We start from the raw sequence: 18,227 nt of genomic DNA, 5'->3' as shown, positions 1-18,227 counted from the left end.
TGGAAGGGCAGCCGTGGACGTCTGTAGTGCGTGGTCATGGGGGTGTTCCTTCGTTCAGTGGAAACACCCGGTCTGATAGTGCTGGTCAGACCGGGTGTTGCACTAGAACCTAGAAACCGCCTCGCCTATTTGGCAATCTGCGCACACTTAACTTGCCGTTGGCGGCGGACTCAGTGCGGCCAGGCAGCGGCGAAGTCGTCGATCGAAAGAGTTCGAGAGGGACCGAGACGAGCCCGAAACACCTCAGCGGGTGGCGTAGAGGTGTTCGGGCCGACCAGTGTTGCCGTACTGCAGGGACACCGTGATCGTGCGGGCTTCGGCAAGTTTCGCCAGATGCCGCTGCGCGGTCGCACGGGAGGCACCAACCGCCTCGGCGACCTCGAGAGCCGTCATCGGACCGCTCGCCTCCTCGAGTGCGGCGAGAATCCGGGTCGTCGTCGACGATCCCGCCGGGCTCGCTCCGGTCCCGCCGACGGCCGCGGCATCGTGGAGGTTGCGCAGCTGCCGCTCGAGGTCGGTCTGCCCGACCTTCTCCCGCTCCCAATAGCGGAGGAACCGCGCATAGCGGCGCAGGAAGTTCTGCAGCACCTCGGCGGCGAAGGGCTTGACGATGTACGTCATCGCCCCAGCACGCAGCGACGAACGGACCACCTGCGGATCAGTGACCGCCGAGAGCACTATCGCATCGATGTCGGTCTCACGGATGAGTTCGACTCCGGTGCCCTCGGGCAGCACATAGTCGACGAGAAGCAGGTCGACCTCGTTCTCGGCGATGACCTCGCGGGCCGTCGTCAGGTCGCGGACTGGTTCGAGCGCCGTGAAGCCGGGCACCTCGTCGACGTACCGGGCATGGATCTGCCCGACGAAGAAATCGTCATCGAGCACGAGAACTTTGACCATCATCTCTCCTCATCTTGCTGAAATTCATCGAGGGCATCGGGCAGGCGCATGCCGAAGCTCGCCCCGCCGAGGTCCGGGTCGTGGCCGTCGATGAGCCACACCGCTCCCCCGCCCTTCTCCGCGACGCGGCGGCTGAGCGCAAGTCCGATGCCGAGTCCGTGGCCGTCCCCGGTGCCGGTTCCGGTGGTCAGTCCGATCCCGAAATCCGGCGCCGAGGCGGCCGTCGAGGTCGAGAATCCCTCGTCGAAGATCTTCCCCGCCACCTCGTCGTCGATCCCGTCACCGGTGTCCGTGACGACGGCGTGGAGCTCCGTCCCGGAGCTGAGCACCTGCACTTCGACTCGGCCTCCGTCCTCGGCGTACCGCCGGCCTGCGACGGCCGCACGGACAGCATTGTCGATGAGGTTGCCGAGGATGAGCGTGACTGCCTCCGGGTCGCGGACCGCACCGACGGCCAGGGAGTCAGGGGTGACGGCCAGGGCCACTCCCGCCTCGGCGGCGGTCGTTCCCTTCGCTTCCAGAACTGCGCGCAGGTACGGGTCGGACACGAGGTCGATGTCCTCGACGGGAGTCGTGATCGGCCCGGTGCCCAGGAGGGAGGACAGGTAGGTGTGGGCCTCATCGGTGGCGCCCGTGTCGACGAGTCCGAGCACGGTGTGCAGCCGGTTGGCGAACTCGTGCCGCTGGGTGCGCAGGGCCCGGGCCATGGCGGTGACGGACTCGAGCTGGCGAGCCATCGTGAGCATCTGGGTCTCGTCGCGGAGGGTCACGACTCCGCCGACGGACACCCCGTCGCGTTGGACCCGCACGGCTGTTGCCAGCAGGATCCGGTCGCCGATCGTGACACGCCGCCGCAGGGCTCCGTCCGCCGGGGCGTCGGCCATGAGCGCGGTGATCTCATCGGGCACATTGACGAGTTCGTTGTCGGAGGCGTCGACCAGTTCGCGGCCGGAATCCCCCGCCGAGGCGGCTCCCCCGTTCGCGCCGGCCGTTTCGCCCGCGCGGTCAACGTGCTTCGCCGAGGAGGCCCCAAGCAGCTCCTTCGCGTTCGAATTGCTCAGGGTCAGCTTTCCGTTCGTATCGAATCCGAGCACTCCGTCGTCGAGGCCGTGGAGCACGGCCCCTTGGTCGCGGGCCATCTCGGCAAGCTCTTCGGGTCCGACGCCGAGCGTCTCCCGCCGCAGCCGGCGCCCGAGCATGACGGAGACGACCCCGCCGAGAGCGAGGGCGAGCACCGCGACAGTGCCGAGCAGGATGAGTTCGCGGCGGACATCGGCGTCGAGCACAGAGGCGAAGATGCCGACCGAGACCTCACCGACGACGGTCTTGCCGTCCTCATTCGAATAGATCGGCACCTTCGCGCGCACCGTCTCGCCCAGGGTTCCTGATTCGTGGGAGACGTTCTCGCGTCCGGCAAGTGCCTCCTCCGGCGACGTCGAGACCCTGTGCCCGATCTTCGACCGATCAGGGTGGGTGAGTCGGATGCCGCGATCGTCGGTGATGACGGCGAAGCTGATGCCCGACCGGTCGCGCAGATCATCGGTGATCGCCAACATCGAGGTCACGAGCTGCTCATCGGGCTTCTCGGCATGCTCGGCAGAAGCCTGGGTGGCGGCGGCGCGGACGTCCGGATCGATCGCCAGCGTGCGGGCAGTGGCCAGCGCCTTCGTCTCGGTCACCTCGGTGACGGTGCGCGCACCCATCCACGCGAACACTCCGGTGACCAGGGCGAGGATCACGATGACGAGCGCGAGCTGAGAGATCAGCACACGTCGGGAGAACGAACGATGGGGCCGGGGCACGCGCTCAGCGTAGCCGCGTTTGAGCGCAATGCGCAAAAGGCGCGCAACGATCTAAACGCCATCAGTGCACACAAGCGCGCGCGGCCCGTGATCTGGGCCCTACGGTGTTTCGAGCCTCACATTCGCCTTCGAAGGAGAAGCTCGTGCTTGTCATTCTCGGTTTTGCCATGATCCTCGTCTTCATGACGCTGATCATGACCAAACGACTCTCGCCGATCCTCGCGCTCATCCTCGTGCCCACGATCTTCGGCCTCTTCGCCGGGGCCGGTCTGGGCATCGGGGACATGGTCATGGACGCGATCGCCTCGATGTCGTCGACAGCAGCGCTGCTGCTCTTCGCCATCATCTACTTCGGCATCATGATCGACGTCGGTCTCTTCGACAAGCTCGTCGAGTTCATCCTCAAGGTCGCCGGCAACGACCCCGTCAAAGTCGTCCTCGGCACCGCACTGCTCACCGGCGCCGTGTCCCTCGACGGTGACGGATCGACGACGTTCATCGTCGTCACCGCGGCCATGTTGCCGATCTACCAGCGCCTCGAGATGTCACCCGTGGTGCTCACCTGCGTCGCCGGCCTCATCAACGGCACCCTCAACATCGTCCCGTGGGGCGGCCCGACTGCCCGAGCCTCCTCGGCGCTGCAGATCGACGCCAACGAGATCTTCGTCCCCATGGTCCCCTCCCTGGTGGCCGGCCTGCTCGCGTGCCTCGTCTTCGCCTACGTGCTCGGCATCTCCGAACGTCGCCGCCTGGCCAAGAACGGCGTCGCCTGGGTCGAGGACCGCGGTTCGAATCGTCGCATGGACCTCGTCGGCGCTGTGGCCGGAGCCAGCACGACCGCGGGTTCGTCCGCGGGCACCACCGCGGGTGGTCACGGACACGGAACCGGCTCGGCCGCCTCGGCGAATGATGACACCACCCCCGAGGCGGGACCCGCCTCCGCGAACGACACAGGCGATTCCGCTGGTTCCGGCACGGGCCTGTCGAACACCGCGCTCGATCCCAACCGCGCAACGCTGCGTCCGAAGCTGTTCTGGTTCAACCTGGCTCTGACCGTGGCCGTGATGGTCCTGCTCATCATCGACATCCTGCCGCTGCCGTACCTGTTCATGATCGGCACCGTCATCGCGCTCATGGTCAACTTCCCGAAGATGAAGGACCAGCAGGAGGAGCTCGCCTCCCATGCGACCGCGATCATCTCCGTCGTGGCCATGGTCATGGCCGCGGGCGTGCTCACTGGCATCATGTCCGGCACCGGAATGGTCGACGCGATGGCCGAATGGCTCGTCGAGGTCATCCCGAACTCGATGGGCCCCTACATGGCCGTCATCACCGGCCTGCTGTCGATCCCGATGACGTTCTTCATGAGCAACGATGCCTTCTACTTCGGCATCCTGCCCGTGCTCGCCGAGACCGCCTCCCACTTCGGCATCTCCGCTGCAGATATGGCCCGCGCCTCGATCACCGGCCAGCCCGTGCACATGCAGTCGCCGCTGGTGCCCGCGATCCTGCTGCTCGTGTCCCTGTCCGGCGTCGAGCTCGGCGATCACCACAAGAAGGTGCTGTGGCGCGCGCTCATCGTCGCCCTCGTCATGCTCGCCGTGGGTGTCGCCGTCGGCGTCATCGGAATCGGCTGAGCGGAGGACTGCGATGACTGACCTCTATTCGACTCCGCAGCGCCGCTTCCCTGCCCCGTCGCTGCAGGTCACTGCCTCACCGAGCATCAATTCGGCTTCAAATACTGTGGTCCTGGCGCTGCGCCCGGATGCCTCGGATGAGGTGCTCGAGCAGGCGATCGCCGCGGCCCGCCGTGAGAACGCTGCGGTGCAGGCGGTCGTGTTCGGCACGGATACGACGACGGCCCCGTCGACGTCGTCCCTGTCCGAATGCACCCGGTTGGGGGCCGCCCTCGCCGAGGCGGGGCTCGAGTATGCCGTCCACCGCTCCGGGCCCGACCCGGCCGAGCAGATCCTCGGTCTCGCCGAGGATCACGATGCCGCACTCATCGTCATGAGCACGAAGCGACGCTCGCCCGTGGTCAAGCTGCTGCTCGGCTCGAGTGCGCAGCAGGTCATCCTCGAGGCCGAGTGCCCGGTGCTGTTGGTCAAGTAGAAGTTCGGAGCCGGCCGCACGAATTTGGTCGCCCGGCCTCGGTGGCGCGACGCTAGATTCCGGCGATCCCGCGGCCCGGAGCCAGGATTCCTCGAGGGTCGACCAGTTTCTTGATCTCGCGCAGACCCGACCGCCCCGGCTGCGGACCCCAAGCGTCCACCTCGTTCCAGACCGGTGCGGGTGCGTGGATCAGCCGGGCGGCGATGACATGCAGGCCGAAGCTGCGCAGATGCTCGAGGGCCACTCGGGTGGCCACCCCCGGTTCGGATTCCGGTGCGCCGATGCCCAGTTCGAACGTGCCCGTTGCACTGCCGCGCAGCTGCAGCGGATAGCCGATCGTCGTCTCCAGTCGGGCGACGGCATCGATGAGCCTCGGAATGAAACTCGGCACCACGGATACTCCGATAGTCGCGGCCAGTCGCGCCCGGCGCCCCCACCATTCCGGCTCCCCGCACGGGGTCGCACCGGGGTTCCGATCGACGAGGTGGCCCACTTCGGCCTCGACTTCGTCGGTCTCCCCTTCGATGAGGACCACTGTCGCCGCCAGTGAACCAGGTGGGCGTTCGATGACGACCGCGTCCGGGGCTCTGCGGGCGATGAGGAGATCGGCAGCCGCCTCGGTGCCGGGAATCCAGACGAATCCCTGCGCTGCGGGGCGCTCTGTCAGACGGATCTCGGCCTCGGCAATGATCGCTCGGGTTCCCCAGGATCCGGTGACGAGTCCGGGCAGATCGCGGCCGCCCAGGTCCCGGTGGAGCCCGTGAGAGGTGCGGGCGATGGTCCCATCGGCACCGACGACGGTCACGGATTCCACGGTCTCGGCCAGGCGGGGACGGCGCAGACTGCGGGGCCCGGTGGCCGCGGTGGCGATCATGCCACCGAGGGTGGCGCCGGCTTCGATGCGGTCGGCGGGAAGGTCGCCGAGGAGCTCCAGATCTGACTGTGCGGCGAACCTGGTCAGGGCGCTGATCCGGGAGCCGGTTCCGGCACGGATGGTGCCGCCTCGAGGATCGGCCGCCTCGGCGATGGATGTCAGGTCGATGAGGAGCACCGGAGTGGAGACCGGCGGATGATCGTCGAAGGCGGTACCGCCGCCGAACACGGTCACGGTGCGGTGCTCGGCATGGGCGCGGGCCATGAGCTCGGAGAGTTCGGCGATGTTTGAGGGGCTGGCCAGTCGGGGCAGTTCGTCTGTGGTCAGGCTCATCCCCACCTCCGTAGGTCCATCCGTCGTCGGCACCTCCCACCTGCGGGTCGAGTTGGAACCCTCACGTGGGTGTGTATGTCGAGCTTAGCGAAGAACGCCCCCGAAATCGGTGCTCAAGGCACAGATTTCGGGGGCGTTCGGCTTCGTCAGCGAGTGCCGATCACGGCATGCGGGCGTAGGCCGGCAGGGTGAGGAAGTCGACGTACTCGGGATCGAGGGCGACCGAGACGAAGGTGTCGGTGGCGTCCTTCCAGCCTGCGTCGTCACCGGGCAGCTTGGCGACCTCCTCGGCGACGATGCGCTCGACGAGCTCCTTCGTCACCTTCTCACCGGAGTCCAGGGTGATTCCGGCGTCCAGCCACTGCCACACCTGGGACCGTGAGATCTCGGCGGTCGCGGCGTCCTCCATGAGTCCGTTGATGGCGACCGCGCCGTTGCCTTCGAGCCAGGCGCGCAGGTACTGGATGCCGACGGACACGTTGGTGCGCAGGCCCGCCTCGGTCATCGCACCCGGGGTCGACTTCACGTCGAGCAGATCGGCAGCGGTGACGTTGACGTCTTCGCGCTTGTTGTCTATCTGGTTCGGCTTCTCGCCGAGGGTCTCGGTGAAGACCTCCTTGCAGAGGGCGACCATTCCGGGGTGTGCGACCCAGGAGCCGTCGAAACCGTTGGAGGCCTCACGCGACTTGTCCTCGCGCACCTTGTCGAAGGCGGCCTTGTTCGCGGCTTCGTCCTTCGAGGGGACGAACGCGGACATTCCGCCGATGGCATGCGCACCGCGCTTGTGGCAGGTACGCACGAGCAGTTCGGTGTAGGCGCGCATGAACGGCACCGTCATCGTCACGTCCGAACGGTCCGGCAGCAGGAAGTCGGAGCCGCGGGAGCGGAAGTTCTTGATCACGGAGAAGATGTAGTCCCAGCGACCGGCATTGAGTCCGGCGGAGTGCTCGCGCAGCTCGTAGAGGATCTCCTCCATCTCGAAAGCCGCGGTGTAGGTCTCGATGAGCACGGTGGCGCGGATGGTGCCGCGGGCCAGGCCGAAGGCATCCTCGGCGTGTTCGAAGACCTGGTTCCACAGGCGGGCCTCGAGGTGGGATTCCATCTTCGCGAGGTAGAAGTAGGGGCCGCGGCCCTTCTCGATCTGGATCTGACCGGCGGTCGAGAAGTACAGCGCGAAGTCGACGAGCGAACCGGAGGTCTCCTCACCGTCGATGAGGATGTGCTTCTCCGGCATGTGCCAGCCGCGGGGGCGCACGACGATGGTCGGCAGCTCCTCGTCGGGGGCGAGCTTGTATTCCTTGCCCTCGGGCGAGGTGAAGTCGATTTCGCGGTTGAGCGAGTCGAGCAGGTTGATCTGGCCCTGGATGACCGAGTCCCACTGCGGGGTGTTCGCGTCTTCCTGGTCGGCCAGCCACACCTTCGCGCCGGAGTTGAGCGCGTTGATCGTCATCTTCTTGTAGGTGGGGCCGGTGACCTCGACGCGGCGGTCTTCGAGACCGGGTGCCGGGGGTGCGACCTGCCAGGAGGGATCGTTGCGGATCTCCGCGGTCTCGGGGAGGAAGTCGAGGTCCTTGCCCGCGGCGATTTCGGCCTGGCGTTCCTTGCGAGCCTCGAGGCGCTCGAGACGGTCGCCGTTGAACTTCCGGTGCAGATCGACGATGAGCTCAAGCGCCTTGGGCGTGAGGACCTTCTCAGCCCCGTCCGGCAGCTCACCGGTGATCTCCATCCCGGCGGGGATGTCCAGGTTTTCGATATGAGCGGTCATCGATGGTTCTCCTTAGTCAGCACATCGGTGCTGCGTCCTTATCCACATCTGGTGATGCGATATGTTCGCTGGTCAACGGGGTTTTGACTGCGAAACTTTCACATTGTGAAAATGTTTGTTCACACAACGAAAGAATATGAGGTGATGCACGTCTCGTCAAACCATATCCTGCATTCGAGACGGTGTGTTCATTGACTCTGATCAGGCGGCTGGGGAGGATAAGGGGAACATCTCTCATGGACTCGCCGAGGCGGCCCATCGTCACCGACCACCGCTGGTTCTCGGTCGGCTGAGGAAGATCGTCGCTCCAGGTCAGGTCCGTGGAACGATGCGGCAATGACGCCGCGGATCGGACTTATGGTGGACAACCTCGCTGTTGCAGCACTCCTGGCCCTCTCCCCCATCCTCTTGGCCGGAATCCTTCTCATCGGATTCCGCTGGCCCGCGAAATACGCCATGCCTGTCGGACTGATAGCCGCGGCGCTCGTGGCGAACTTCGCCTGGAAGATCGAGTGGGTGACGATCGGCGCTTCGGTCGTCCAGGGCCTCCTCGTCGCGATCGGCCTGCTGTGGATCGTCTTCGGTGCACTTCTGCTGTTGGCCACGATCACCCGGTCCGGAGCGATCGAGACGATCCGCGCCGGCTTCATCGCGATCTCCCCGGACCGGCGGGTGCAGGTCATCATCGTCGCCTGGCTCTTCGGTTCGTTCATCGAGGGCGCCGCCGGATTCGGCACTCCGGCCGCCGTGGTCGCCCCGCTCATGCTGGCCCTCGGCTTCCCCGCGATCGCCGCGGTGCTCGCCGGTCTCATCATCCAGTCGACACCGGTGAGCTTCGGCGCCGTCGGCACCCCGATGGTGTTGGGCATCGGCTCCGGGCTGGCGCAGGAGGACGGATCGATGTCGGCCGACGTCGCTGAACGTGCCGGTCAGCTCAGCCTCGGCCAGGCCGAATTCGTCGCCCACACCGCGACTCAGGTCGCACTCATCCACGCCTGCTGCGGCATCCTCATCCCGCTGCTGCTCTCGTGCCTGATGACGGGATTCTTCGGTGCCAACCGACGCTTCGCCGACGGCCTGGCCATCGCCCCGTTCGCGATCTATGCGGCCCTGGCAATGATCGTGCCCTACCTCATCGTGGCCAATGTGCTCGGGCCGGAGTTCCCGTCGCTGCTCGGCGGGCTCATCGGTCTCGCCATCGTCGTGACGACCTCGCGGATGGGCTTCCTCATGCCGAAGAAGACCTGGGACTTCGCACCGCGCGAGAAGTGGCCGGCCTTCTGGATGGGCACCGTCGACCCGAACAAGGAGAAGGCGCAGCTGACCAAGAAGATGTCGCTGCCCCGGGCGTGGTCGCCCTATCTCATCGTCGTCGCCCTGCTGCTCATCACCCGCAATGTGCCCGCGATCAAGGAGTTCCTCAACGGTCCGGCCGTGATCAAGATCGACAACATCTTCGGCACCCCGATCAGCCAGAACATGGATCTGCTGTGGTCGCCCGGCGCGATCTTCGTCCTCGCCTGCGGGCTGACGTACTTCATCCACCGGATGACTAAGAAGCAGATCGCAGGGTCCTGGCAGATCGCCGGTTCGCAGATCGCCGGCGCGGCCGTTGCCCTGCTGTGTTCCCTGCCGCTGGTTCGCGTGTTCATCAACTCCGGCGCCGACTACAACGGCGCCGGCTTGGAGTCGATGCCGGTCACCCTCGCCGAGGCGGCCGCCAGTTCCGTGGGCGACGCCTGGCCGCTGTTCGCCCCGTTCGTCGGTGCCCTGGGTGCCTTCGTGGCCGGATCGAACACCGTCTCGAACGTCATGTTCTCGCAGTTCCAGTTCTCCACCGGCACCGCGATCGGTGCCGCCAGCCCTGAGACCGTGGTCGCGGCTCAGGCGGTCGGCGGCGCCGCTGGAAATATGGTGGCCGTGCACAACGTCGTGGCCGCCTCGGCGACGGTGGGACTCATCGGTCGGGAGGGTGAGCTCATCCGTCGCACCTCGATCCCGATGCTCGTGTATTCGCTGGCCGCGGGTGCCCTGGCGTTCATCGGACTCAACGGGCTGGGCTTCAACGCGGGCACCGTCGTCCTCACTGCGATTGTCATCGGCCTCGCCGCCGTCGTGGTGATGATCCGCCGCTCGCCGGGCAAGCCTCTGCCGGGCCTTGAAGCAGGCGTCAGCGACCTTCGCACCTCCGACCCCGACGACGAACCGGAGTCCACCGCCCGCGCCTGACCGGTGTGGCAGCCACAGACGCGGCCATGACCGACGGGATTGCCGAAGGCGCCGACGGGCACTCGGCTCGCGGCGGCAGCTCTGACATCGACGATGACGAACCGGAGCCCACCGCTCGCGCTTGACGCTTCCGCACGCGCGAATCGTCCCCCGAACCAGGTGTCATCGCCTTTTGATCCACGCATCGGGTTCAAACGCGATGTGCCGATCAAAAGGCGATTCGCCCAGAACGCGACAACGCCCGCAGAGCCTCACGAGGAGGCACCTGCGGGCGTTCGCAGTTTCGTCGGGCAACAGACCGACGACGGAGCCGCTCGAAAGCGGAGTCTCAGACGATGACGACCATGGGGACGATCATCGGCTTGCGGCGCAGCTTCGAGGACACCCAGCGGCCGATGGTGCGGCGCACCACCTGCTGGAGCTGGTACTGATCGGTGGTGCCGTCGCGCAGAGCATCCTCGACGGCTTTCTGCACCTTCGGGACGATCGAGTCGAAGACGTCATCGGACTCGGCCACACCGCGGGCGTGGATCTCGGGACCGGCGATGAGCGACTTCGTCTGCGAGTTCACGGCCATGAAGATCGTCACGAAGCCCTCACCGGACAGGACGAGACGATCCTTGAGGTCCGCCTCGGTGATCTCACCGACCGAGGAACCGTCGACGAAGACGTAGTTGCAGTCGACGGCGCCGACGACCTCCGCGTGACCGTCCTTGAGGTCGACGACCCAGCCGTCATCGGCCAGGACGATGTTGTTCGGGTCGACTCCGGTCGCCTCGGCGTGGCGGGCGTTGGCCAGCAGGTGGCGCCATTCGCCGTGGACGGGCATGACGCCGCGGGGCTTGACGATGTTGTAGCAGTAGAGCAGCTCGCCGCCGGAGGCGTGGCCGGACACGTGGATCTTCGCGTCGGCCTTCGAGATGACACGAGCGCCGAGCTTCATCAGGCCGTTGATGACCTTGAACACGGAGTTCTCGTTGCCGGGGATGAGCGAGGAGGCGAGGATGACGGTGTCGCCGTCGCCGACGTCGACGCGGTGGCTGCGGTTGGCCATCCGGGACAGGGCGGCCATCGGCTCCCCCTGGGAGCCGGTGCACATGAGGACGATCTGATCCTCGGGGTAGTCGTCGACCTTCTTGATGTCGATGAGCGTTCCGGCAGGCACGTTGAGGTAGCCGAGGTCTTCGGCGATCTTCATGTTGCGCACCATGGAGCGGCCGACTAGGGCTACCTTGCGACCATGGGCGGTGGCGGCGTTGAGCACCTGCTGCACACGGTGGACGTGGGAGGAGAACGAGGCGACGATGATGCGCCGTTCGGCGGTGCCGAAGAGGTTCTCGAGCACGGGCCCGATGTCCTTCTCCAGTGCGGTGAAGCCGGGAACCTCGGCGTTCGTCGAGTCCGTCATGAACAGGTCGACGCCTTCTTCGCCGAGGCGGGCGAAGGCGCGGAGGTCGGTGATGCGGCCGTCGAGCGGCAGCTGGTCCATCTTGAAGTCACCGGTGTGCAGGATGTTTCCGGCGCCGGTGCGGATGAACACGGCCAGGGCGTCGGGGATCGAGTGGTTGACGGCGACGAACTCGAGGTCGAAGGGGCCTAGCTGGTCGACATCGTCTTCCTTCACCACACGGGTGATGGGCTTGATGCGGTGCTCTTTGAGCTTGGCTTCGATGAGCGCGATGGTCAGCTGCGAACCGAGGATCGGGATGTCGCCCTTGCGACGCAGCAGGTAGGGAACGGCGCCGATGTGGTCTTCGTGGCCGTGGGTGAGCACGAGGCCGATGATGTCATCGAGGCGGTCATCCAGGTAGGAGAAGTCGGGGAGGATGAGGTCGACGCCGGGCTGGTCCTCTTCGGGGAAGAGCACACCGCAGTCGACGATGAGGAGTTTGCCGTGGTATTCGAAGACGGTCATATTGCGACCGACTTCGCCGAGTCCGCCGAGCGCGACGATGCGGACGGCTTCTTTGTCCATCTTCGGCGGGAGGGACAGTTCTTGGGTCAATGCATTATTCACTGAGGTAACCACTCCTGGTCAATTGGGCGGCGACGAACGCCATCTGTTCCTCATCAGCTGGGAGCAGCGGCATACGCACGTCGCGGTTGTCGAGTATTCCTTGGGCCTGCAGAGCGGCCTTCGCCGAGATCACTCCCGGCATGTGGTTCATGAGCGCATCCACCACGTCCGCGGTGTCGCGGGAAAGGGTGCGTGCGGTGTTGAGGTCGTTGTTCGCCACTGCGGAGACCATGGCGGCGAACCGGTCCGAGCAGACGTGTCCGGCCACGGACACGAGTCCGAGCGCGCCGAGGGACAGCAGCGGCAGGTTGAGGGCGTCCTCGCCGGAGTAGTACACGAGCGAGGAGTTGTTCATGACGAACGAGGAGGCGAAGAGGTCGCCCTTGGCGTCCTTGACCGCGAGGATGTTCGGGTGGTCCGAGAGTCGCAGCAGGGTGTCCGTGATGATCGGGGCACCGGCGCGGCCGGGAATGTCATAGAGCATGACCGGCAGGTCGGTGGAGTCGGCGGCCGCGCGCATATGGGCTTCGATCGCCGGTTGGGTCGGCTTCGAATAGTACGGGGTGACGAGCAGGATCCCGTCGGCTCCGGCGTCGGCCGAGCGGCGGGAGAGGTCGATGGTGTGTGCGGTGACGTTGTTGCCGGTGCCGGCGACGATCTTCGCCCGCTTGCCGATGACGCCGCGGACGACGCGGATGAGTTCGACCTTCTCGTCGTCGGTCGTCGTGGGAGATTCGCCGGTGGTGCCGGAGACGACGAGCATGTCGTTGCCGAGCTCGACGAGGTGGTTCGCCACCTTCTCCACGGACGCATAGTCGATGCTGCCGTCGCGCTTGAATGGAGTCACCATTGCAGTGCCGACGGAACCGAACGCGTCAATGGCAGTCGCTGCTGCCTGGTCACCGAGAATCGCCATAGAACCAGGATAGCGCCCACGTCCTCTCATGAGTGCAGTGGTCCACCCGCGTTGCGGGTGTCGTTCGCCTCGCCTGCGGTGCCCGTGCGGTCACGTTGAGAGACGGATCACACCTGCGGCCGTTCGATCGTCTACTCTTGAGCCCTGCCCGCCACCGAAACAAAGGAGTTTTCGATGACCCGCACCCGCATCCGCGATTTCCATGATGATGACCTCGACGGAATCATCCGTCTCTTCGAAGCCGCCGTCCCGGAATCCGAGGCCGCTCCCCCGCTCTATCCGCTCTCCGAGGTGTTGGCCGCCTGCCAGCGCAATCAGGCCGTCGTGGCCGTCCGCGATGAGGAGATCGTCGGTGCCGCCGTCGGCCGCGCCGCGCACGGTCAGGGAGTTCTCGTGTTCTTCCATGTCCTGGAGGCGGTGCGTGCCGATCCTGAGCAGGGCACCCGCGCCGAGGCGGGGCTGCTCGATGCGCTCGAACGACGCCTCATGCCGCTGGGCTTGGGGAAGCTGTCGATGCTCATTCCCGCGGGGACGTCGGCCTGCGATGGTCTGGTGGCCAACGGTTTCGAGGCCCGGTCCGGGCTGAAGTACGTCGAGCGGCACTTGCCGGTGCAACGTCGTGAGCTCGACCGACTCAAAACGGTCGGGGGACGGATTCTGCCCCGCCACCTCTGGGATGGGGTGAGCGGGATGCAGGAGGAGAAGGACATGCTCGAGGATCGCCTCGTCGTGCCCTTGGCCGAACCGGATCTCGCCGATCATTTCGGGGTCGTGCCGCCTCGGGCGGTGATGCTCTTCGGTCCGCCGGGGACGGGGAAGACGACGTTCGCGAAGGCGGTGGCGTCGCGGTTGGACTGGCCGTTCGTCGAGGTGTTCCCGTCGCGTCTGTCCGGTGAGCCCGGCGGTGTGGCCGCGGGTCTGCGAACAACGTTCGAGCAGATCAATGAGCTCGAACATGCTGTGGTGTTCATCGATGAGGTCGAGGAGATCGCGTCGAAGCGCGGAGGTGAGCCGCCGTCGCCGACGCAGGGGGTGACGAATGAGCTGCTCAAGCAGGTTGCGGAGTTCCGGGATCGGGAGGGTCGGCTGCTCATCTGTGCGACGAACTTCGTCCGTGCCCTCGATGCGGCGTTCCTGCGGCATGGGCGCTTCGACTATGTCATTCCCATCGGTTTGCCGGATGCCACCGCCAGGGAGGCGATCTGGTCTCGCTACATTCCAGAGCATACGATCGCCGGTGTCGATCTCGATGTGCTCGTCGATGCCAGTGACGGTCTGACCCCGGCCGATATCGAATATGCGGCCCGGCGGGCTTCGCAGGAAGCTCTGGCGTCGTCGCTGCGACAGCAGCACGTCGATATCGCCTCCCGGTCTGATGTGCTTTCGACCGATGACTATCTCGAAGCGCTGCGGGCGACGCGGGCGACGGTGTCCGAGGAGACGGCTCGGGAGTTCGGTGAGGACGTGGAGACGATCGCCAGGCTGTGAGGCGGGCCGGGCTATGACCGGACCGGATTGTGCGGACCCGAATGCGTCGCAGCGGCGCCCGGACTCCCACCGCTCAACAGGCCGTCCGCAGTCGCGCCGAGGATGCGCGCCATCGTCGTCGGCTCGGGTCCCTGTCCGGCAACGGCGGCGAGGTCGAAGCCGTCGATGATGGCGATGAACGTATCGACCACCTCGGTGGCGGTGAGCCCGTAAAGAGTGAAATCTCCGGTCCTGATGCCGTCACCGATGATGCGTGAGAACAGGCTGCGCCACCCTTCGAAGACGGAATCGACACAGTCTTGCAGGCTCGTATGGGTGCGTGCCGCGGTGACGAGCTCGATCCAGATCCGCGACCTCTGGCCGTGGTTGCCGACCTCGTGGACGGCGGTGAAGGCCGCGTGCAGGCGGGACCGAGGCGAACTGGCCTCTGCCCCTTCGCCTGTGTTCTTGCCATTATGGTTTGCCATGTCGGCGATGTCCTTGAGCACCGCATCGCTGTGGGCCGAGAACGCTGCGGCGAGCAGGGCATCGCGTGACCCGAAGTAGTACTGCACTGTCCCGACCGACATGCCGACCGCCTTCGCCACATCGGCCATGCGCACAGCCGTGGGGCCTCGGTCGACGATCTGGTCGAGGGTGGCCTGGATGATCGCCGCCTTCTTCGCCTCGGTTTCGGCCGCGGGTTGGGCCGGTCGTGGGCTCACGCCGTGACCGGTGTTCGTCGTTCGGCCAGAGCGGTGGCCGCGGTCAGCCCTTCGTACACGGCCTCTTCGACCGTGCGCGGGGCCAGGGCGTCACCGATCACCGTCACCGAGGCGGCCCCGAAGTCGAGGTCGACCGTCACCGCTCGCGGGGCGCCGGAGACGATCGTCGCGGCGACGTCGGCGACCTCGTGGACGACCTCGCAAAGTGTGGATTGCAGGTACCCGGTGTCGACATCGACGCCGACGAGGCGAGCGTCGTTGACGAATTGCACCCGACCGGTCCGCAGCGCTTGGGACACGAGCAGGGTGCGCGTGTATTGCTGGATCGCGGCACCGGCGAAGTTCGCCGCCGTCGCCAAGCTCACGTGTCGCCCGGCCTCGGCCAGCCGCAGGGCGATGCCGAGTCCGATCCAATCGCCCTTCCAGTCCGTGACGAGCACGCGGCCGGGCGGCAGGTCCGGGGTCTCGCGCAGGTAGTCGCGAGCCCCGATGACGAATGCGTCGTCAGCAATCTCGAGGGCGGGCATGCGCTGTTCGGCTCCCGTGGCGATGATGACGTGGTCGGGGGCCACCTCGGTGATGAGGTCCTGGGTGGCCGGTACGGAGGTGCGGATGTCGACGCCGGCGCGGGCTGCCTCGGCGGTAAGGTTCGTCGCCGCTCCCCCGAATTCGGATCGATACGGCAGTTCCTGAGCCAGCAGCACCGCCCCGCCGAGGTGGGGCTCCTTCTCGCACAGGACGACGTCATCTCCCTGTTCGGCGGCGACCGCGGCGGCCTTGAGTCCGGCCGGTCCCCCGCCGATGACGAGGATCTTGCGTCGGGTGCGCACCGTCGGTCGGGGAAGGAAGGTGAGTTCCCGGCCGGATTCGGGGAATTGGATGCACGAGATCGGCACGCCCTGTTGGAAGTGGCCGATGCAGGCTTGGTTGCAGCCGATGCAGGCGCGGATTTCATCGACGTTGTCGGCCCGGGATTTGTTCGCGATTTCGGGATCGCAGATCATCGCGCGGGTCATGATCGCCATATCGGTGCGGCCCTCGGCGATCGCGACTTCGGCTTCGTGGGGTTGGTTGATGCGGCCGGCGACCATGACGGTCTTGTCGGTGATCTTCTTGACCTGCTCGGACAGGTTCGCGGCGTAGCCGGGGTCGATCTGCATCGAGGGCACGATGTGGACGGCGCCCTGCAGAGTGGAGGAATCGCCGGCGGTGATCGAGAAGTAGTCGAGGCAGTCGACGCCGTCGGTGGTCAGGGAGTCGAGGTGTTCGATGAGGTCGAGGATCTCGGTGGCGACGAGGCCGTCCTCGGTCTTCTCCTCACCGGAGATCCGCACGCCCACCACGACGTCGGGTCCCACGGCGGCACGGACGGTCTGGGCCACCTCGGTGAGGAAGCGGCGACGGTCCTCCGGGCTGCCGCCGTAGTCGTCGGTGCGGGTGTTGACGGCGGGGTTGAAGAATTGGATGGGCAGGTAGCCGTGGCTGGCGACGATCTCGACGCCGTCGATTCCGGAGTCGGCGATGCGTTTCGCTGCATGTCCGTAGCCGGCGATGATGTCTCTGACCTCAGCGGTGGTCAGAGACTCGGGGACGACTTTGAAGCGTTCCTGCGGTTCGTCGCTCGGGGCCTTGGCCCGTGGTGCCATGCCGCGCTCGCCGTCCATGACTTCTCGGCCGGGGTGGAAGAGCTGGGCGAAGATCGTTGCTCCGTGGCGGTGGACCGCCTCGGCGACGTTTTGGTAACCGGGGACGGAGGATTCGTCGGTGGCCATGAGGACGTGGCTGGTGTAGCGGGCGGTTTCGTGGACGCCGGAGACCTGGAGGACGATGAGTCCGGCTCCGCCTTTCGCGCGGGCCTCATGGTAGGCGACGAGGTCGTCGCCGATGTGGCCGTGATCGTCGAGGACGGTGTCATGGCCGGAGGAGACGATGCGGTTGCGGATCGTTGTGGAGCCGATGGTGATGGGTTCGAAGAGGTGCGGGAACAGCTGAGACATGATCGTCCTTGATCAGATCGTCGGGTGGGACTGGGTGGCTGCCCCTCGATGGGGCTGCCTCAGTTATTCATATCACCGTATGACGAACGGCGGCAAGGGTCGGCTCCCGAGGTGTCGATCGCCGGTTGGGGGGGGTGCGATTGCTGTTGGGCGGAACCGTCAGTCAGAGCTCGTTGCCCGACACTTCGAAGGTGTCGCAGCTGTTCAGGCCCTCGTTGTATCCGGTGGTGAACCATTTCTGGCGCTGCTTGCTCGAGCCGTGGGTGAAGGATTCCGGGTTGACGAAGCCGGACTGCTCCTGGATGTGATCGTCGCCGACGACGAAGGCCGCGTTGAGAGCGTCGTCGAGCTGTTCTTTGGAGGGCTCTTCGAGATACGGAGTGCCGTTGTCGTCGGTGAGAGTGGTGACCTTGCCCAGCCAGGCGCCTGCGTAGCAGTCGGCTTGGAGTTCGGTGCGCACGCCGTTGCTCTCCGGACCCGTGCCGTTGTTCGGATGTTCGCTCATCACACCCGTGATGTTCTGGATGTGGTGACCCCATTCGTGGCCGACGATATAGAGCTGGGCGAGCTCATCGGCCGAGGCACCGTACTGCTGGCGCAGAATGTCGAAGAAGCTCGGATCGATGTAGACGCCCTGATCGGCCGGGCAGTAGAAGGGTCCGACCTGGTTCGATGCGGTCCCGCAACCGGTCGAGGTCTGACCGTCGACCAGTGTCATCGCCGGCGGTTCGTAGCCGTCGACCTTCTGCGCCCAGTAGTCGTCGAGAACGACCTGTGCTCCGGCCATTCGGCAGTCGATGTTCGTGTTCGCATCCTCGCCCGTATCGCACTGGGACATGCTCGTCCCGCTCGATTGGTTCTGGCCGCCGTCGTCAGGGGTGATTCCGCCCATCAGTCCGGTGACATCAACGCCGAGCAGCGGTCCGATGAGGAAGACGAGCAGGCCGACGATGCCCACGCCGCCGCCCCCGACGATCGCGGTGTTGCGACCGCGTTTGCTCGTCCTGTTGCCGCTGATATCGGCGTTCGGGTTGAAGGTCATGGCATAAAGATACCCCGGGAGCGTACGCGGGAGGGCGCGCAGAAGTGA

At 66.0% G+C, this 18,227-nt stretch carries 13 protein-coding genes; 4 read left to right on the top strand and 9 right to left on the bottom strand.

All coding sequences use genetic code 11. The features are described 5' to 3' along the window. Positions 1 to 243: 243 nt before the first annotated feature. Together HK108_RS14725 and HK108_RS14720 are read right to left on the bottom strand one after the other, a co-directional pair. Positions 244 to 900, bottom strand: a complete 657-nt coding sequence (locus tag HK108_RS14725; protein WP_181272053.1) for a response regulator — start codon at positions 898 to 900, stop codon at positions 244 to 246. Then, positions 900 to 2,702, bottom strand: a complete 1,803-nt coding sequence (locus HK108_RS14720) for an ATP-binding protein (protein WP_181272052.1) — start codon at positions 2,700 to 2,702, stop codon at positions 900 to 902. Before HK108_RS14720 ends, HK108_RS14725 begins: the two co-directional genes overlap by 1 nt. Positions 2,703 to 2,845: 143 nt before the next feature. Between HK108_RS14720 and HK108_RS14715 the strand changes: the two genes are divergently transcribed. Beyond that, positions 2,846 to 4,339 (top strand): CitMHS family transporter, encoded by a 1,494-nt coding sequence (locus HK108_RS14715; RefSeq protein ID WP_181272051.1) that lies wholly within the window; start codon positions 2,846 to 2,848, stop codon positions 4,337 to 4,339. A 13-nt stretch (positions 4,340 to 4,352) separates the two neighbouring features. Beyond that, on the top strand, positions 4,353 to 4,814 hold the full coding sequence (locus HK108_RS14710) for a universal stress protein (RefSeq protein WP_181272050.1): 462 nt from the start codon (positions 4,353 to 4,355) through the stop codon (positions 4,812 to 4,814). 52 nt (positions 4,815 to 4,866) lie between these two features. Here the strand turns inward: HK108_RS14710 and HK108_RS14705 are convergent, their stop codons facing one another. Both HK108_RS14705 and aceB read right to left on the bottom strand, forming a co-directional pair. Next, positions 4,867 to 6,021, bottom strand: coding sequence for an FAD-binding oxidoreductase (locus tag HK108_RS14705; RefSeq protein ID WP_181272049.1), 1,155 nt, complete (start codon positions 6,019 to 6,021; stop codon positions 4,867 to 4,869). 160 nt (positions 6,022 to 6,181) lie between these two features. Further along, on the bottom strand, positions 6,182 to 7,786 hold the full coding sequence (aceB, locus tag HK108_RS14700) for a malate synthase A (protein WP_172174384.1): 1,605 nt from the start codon (positions 7,784 to 7,786) through the stop codon (positions 6,182 to 6,184). Positions 7,787 to 8,122: 336 nt separating this feature from the next. Between aceB and HK108_RS14695 the strand changes: the two genes are divergently transcribed. After that, positions 8,123 to 10,015, top strand: coding sequence for an L-lactate permease (locus HK108_RS14695; protein WP_229664177.1), 1,893 nt, complete (start codon positions 8,123 to 8,125; stop codon positions 10,013 to 10,015). Between the two features lie 328 nt (positions 10,016 to 10,343). Here the strand turns inward: HK108_RS14695 and HK108_RS14690 are convergent, their stop codons facing one another. Together HK108_RS14690 and dapA are read right to left on the bottom strand one after the other, a co-directional pair. Continuing rightward, a complete protein-coding gene (locus HK108_RS14690; RefSeq protein WP_181272060.1) occupies positions 10,344 to 11,990 on the bottom strand; it encodes a ribonuclease J in 1,647 nt (548 codons plus the stop codon). Between the two features lie 34 nt (positions 11,991 to 12,024). Continuing rightward, positions 12,025 to 12,948: a 4-hydroxy-tetrahydrodipicolinate synthase gene (gene dapA, locus HK108_RS14685; RefSeq protein WP_139468766.1), complete on the bottom strand. Its 924-nt coding sequence runs from the start codon at positions 12,946 to 12,948 to the stop codon at positions 12,025 to 12,027. Positions 12,949 to 13,122: 174 nt separating this feature from the next. Between dapA and HK108_RS14680 the strand changes: the two genes are divergently transcribed. Then, a complete protein-coding gene (locus tag HK108_RS14680; protein ID WP_181272048.1) occupies positions 13,123 to 14,436 on the top strand; it encodes an ATP-binding protein in 1,314 nt (437 codons plus the stop codon). A gap of 11 nt (positions 14,437 to 14,447) precedes the next feature. Here the strand turns inward: HK108_RS14680 and HK108_RS14675 are convergent, their stop codons facing one another. The 3 genes from HK108_RS14675 to ypfJ form a co-directional block, all read right to left on the bottom strand. Then, positions 14,448 to 15,140, bottom strand: coding sequence for a TetR/AcrR family transcriptional regulator (locus tag HK108_RS14675; RefSeq protein ID WP_181272047.1), 693 nt, complete (start codon positions 15,138 to 15,140; stop codon positions 14,448 to 14,450). After that, the gene (locus HK108_RS14670; protein ID WP_181272046.1) at positions 15,137 to 17,137 is read right to left on the bottom strand and encodes an oxidoreductase; all 2,001 of its coding nucleotides are present in this window, start codon (positions 17,135 to 17,137) and stop codon (positions 15,137 to 15,139) included. The genes HK108_RS14675 and HK108_RS14670 overlap by 4 nt, the downstream gene beginning before the upstream one ends. Before the next feature lie 163 nt (positions 17,138 to 17,300). Further along, positions 17,301 to 18,179, bottom strand: a complete 879-nt coding sequence (gene ypfJ / locus HK108_RS14665) for a KPN_02809 family neutral zinc metallopeptidase (RefSeq protein WP_181272045.1) — start codon at positions 18,177 to 18,179, stop codon at positions 17,301 to 17,303. Positions 18,180 to 18,227 lie beyond the last annotated feature (48 nt).

The sequence above is a fragment of the Brevibacterium sediminis genome (assembly GCF_013623905.1).
Taxonomy (GTDB): domain Bacteria; phylum Actinomycetota; class Actinomycetes; order Actinomycetales; family Brevibacteriaceae; genus Brevibacterium; species Brevibacterium sediminis.
Note: the sequence above shows the minus strand (reverse complement) of the source record. Positions and strands in the feature narration are given on the sequence as shown.

Bases quoted from the DNA above. Each gene is read 5' to 3' on its own strand.
- HK108_RS14670 (WP_181272046.1), bottom strand. From the start codon at position 17,137: ATGTCTCAGCTGTTCCCGCACCTCTTCGAACCCATCACCATCGGCTCC.
- HK108_RS14705 (WP_181272049.1), bottom strand. From the start codon at position 6,021: ATGAGCCTGACCACAGACGAACTGCCCCGACTGGCCAGCCCCTCAAAC.
- ypfJ (WP_181272045.1), bottom strand. From the start codon at position 18,179: ATGACCTTCAACCCGAACGCCGATATCAGCGGCAACAGGACGAGCAAA.
- HK108_RS14690 (WP_181272060.1), bottom strand. From the start codon at position 11,990: ATGGACAAAGAAGCCGTCCGCATCGTCGCGCTCGGCGGACTCGGCGAA.
- HK108_RS14680 (WP_181272048.1), top strand. From the start codon at position 13,123: ATGACCCGCACCCGCATCCGCGATTTCCATGATGATGACCTCGACGGA.
- HK108_RS14710 (WP_181272050.1), top strand. From the start codon at position 4,353: ATGACTGACCTCTATTCGACTCCGCAGCGCCGCTTCCCTGCCCCGTCG.
- HK108_RS14695 (WP_229664177.1), top strand. From the start codon at position 8,123: ATGACGCCGCGGATCGGACTTATGGTGGACAACCTCGCTGTTGCAGCA.
- aceB (WP_172174384.1), bottom strand. From the start codon at position 7,786: ATGACCGCTCATATCGAAAACCTGGACATCCCCGCCGGGATGGAGATC.
- HK108_RS14725 (WP_181272053.1), bottom strand. From the start codon at position 900: ATGGTCAAAGTTCTCGTGCTCGATGACGATTTCTTCGTCGGGCAGATC.
- dapA (WP_139468766.1), bottom strand. From the start codon at position 12,948: ATGGCGATTCTCGGTGACCAGGCAGCAGCGACTGCCATTGACGCGTTC.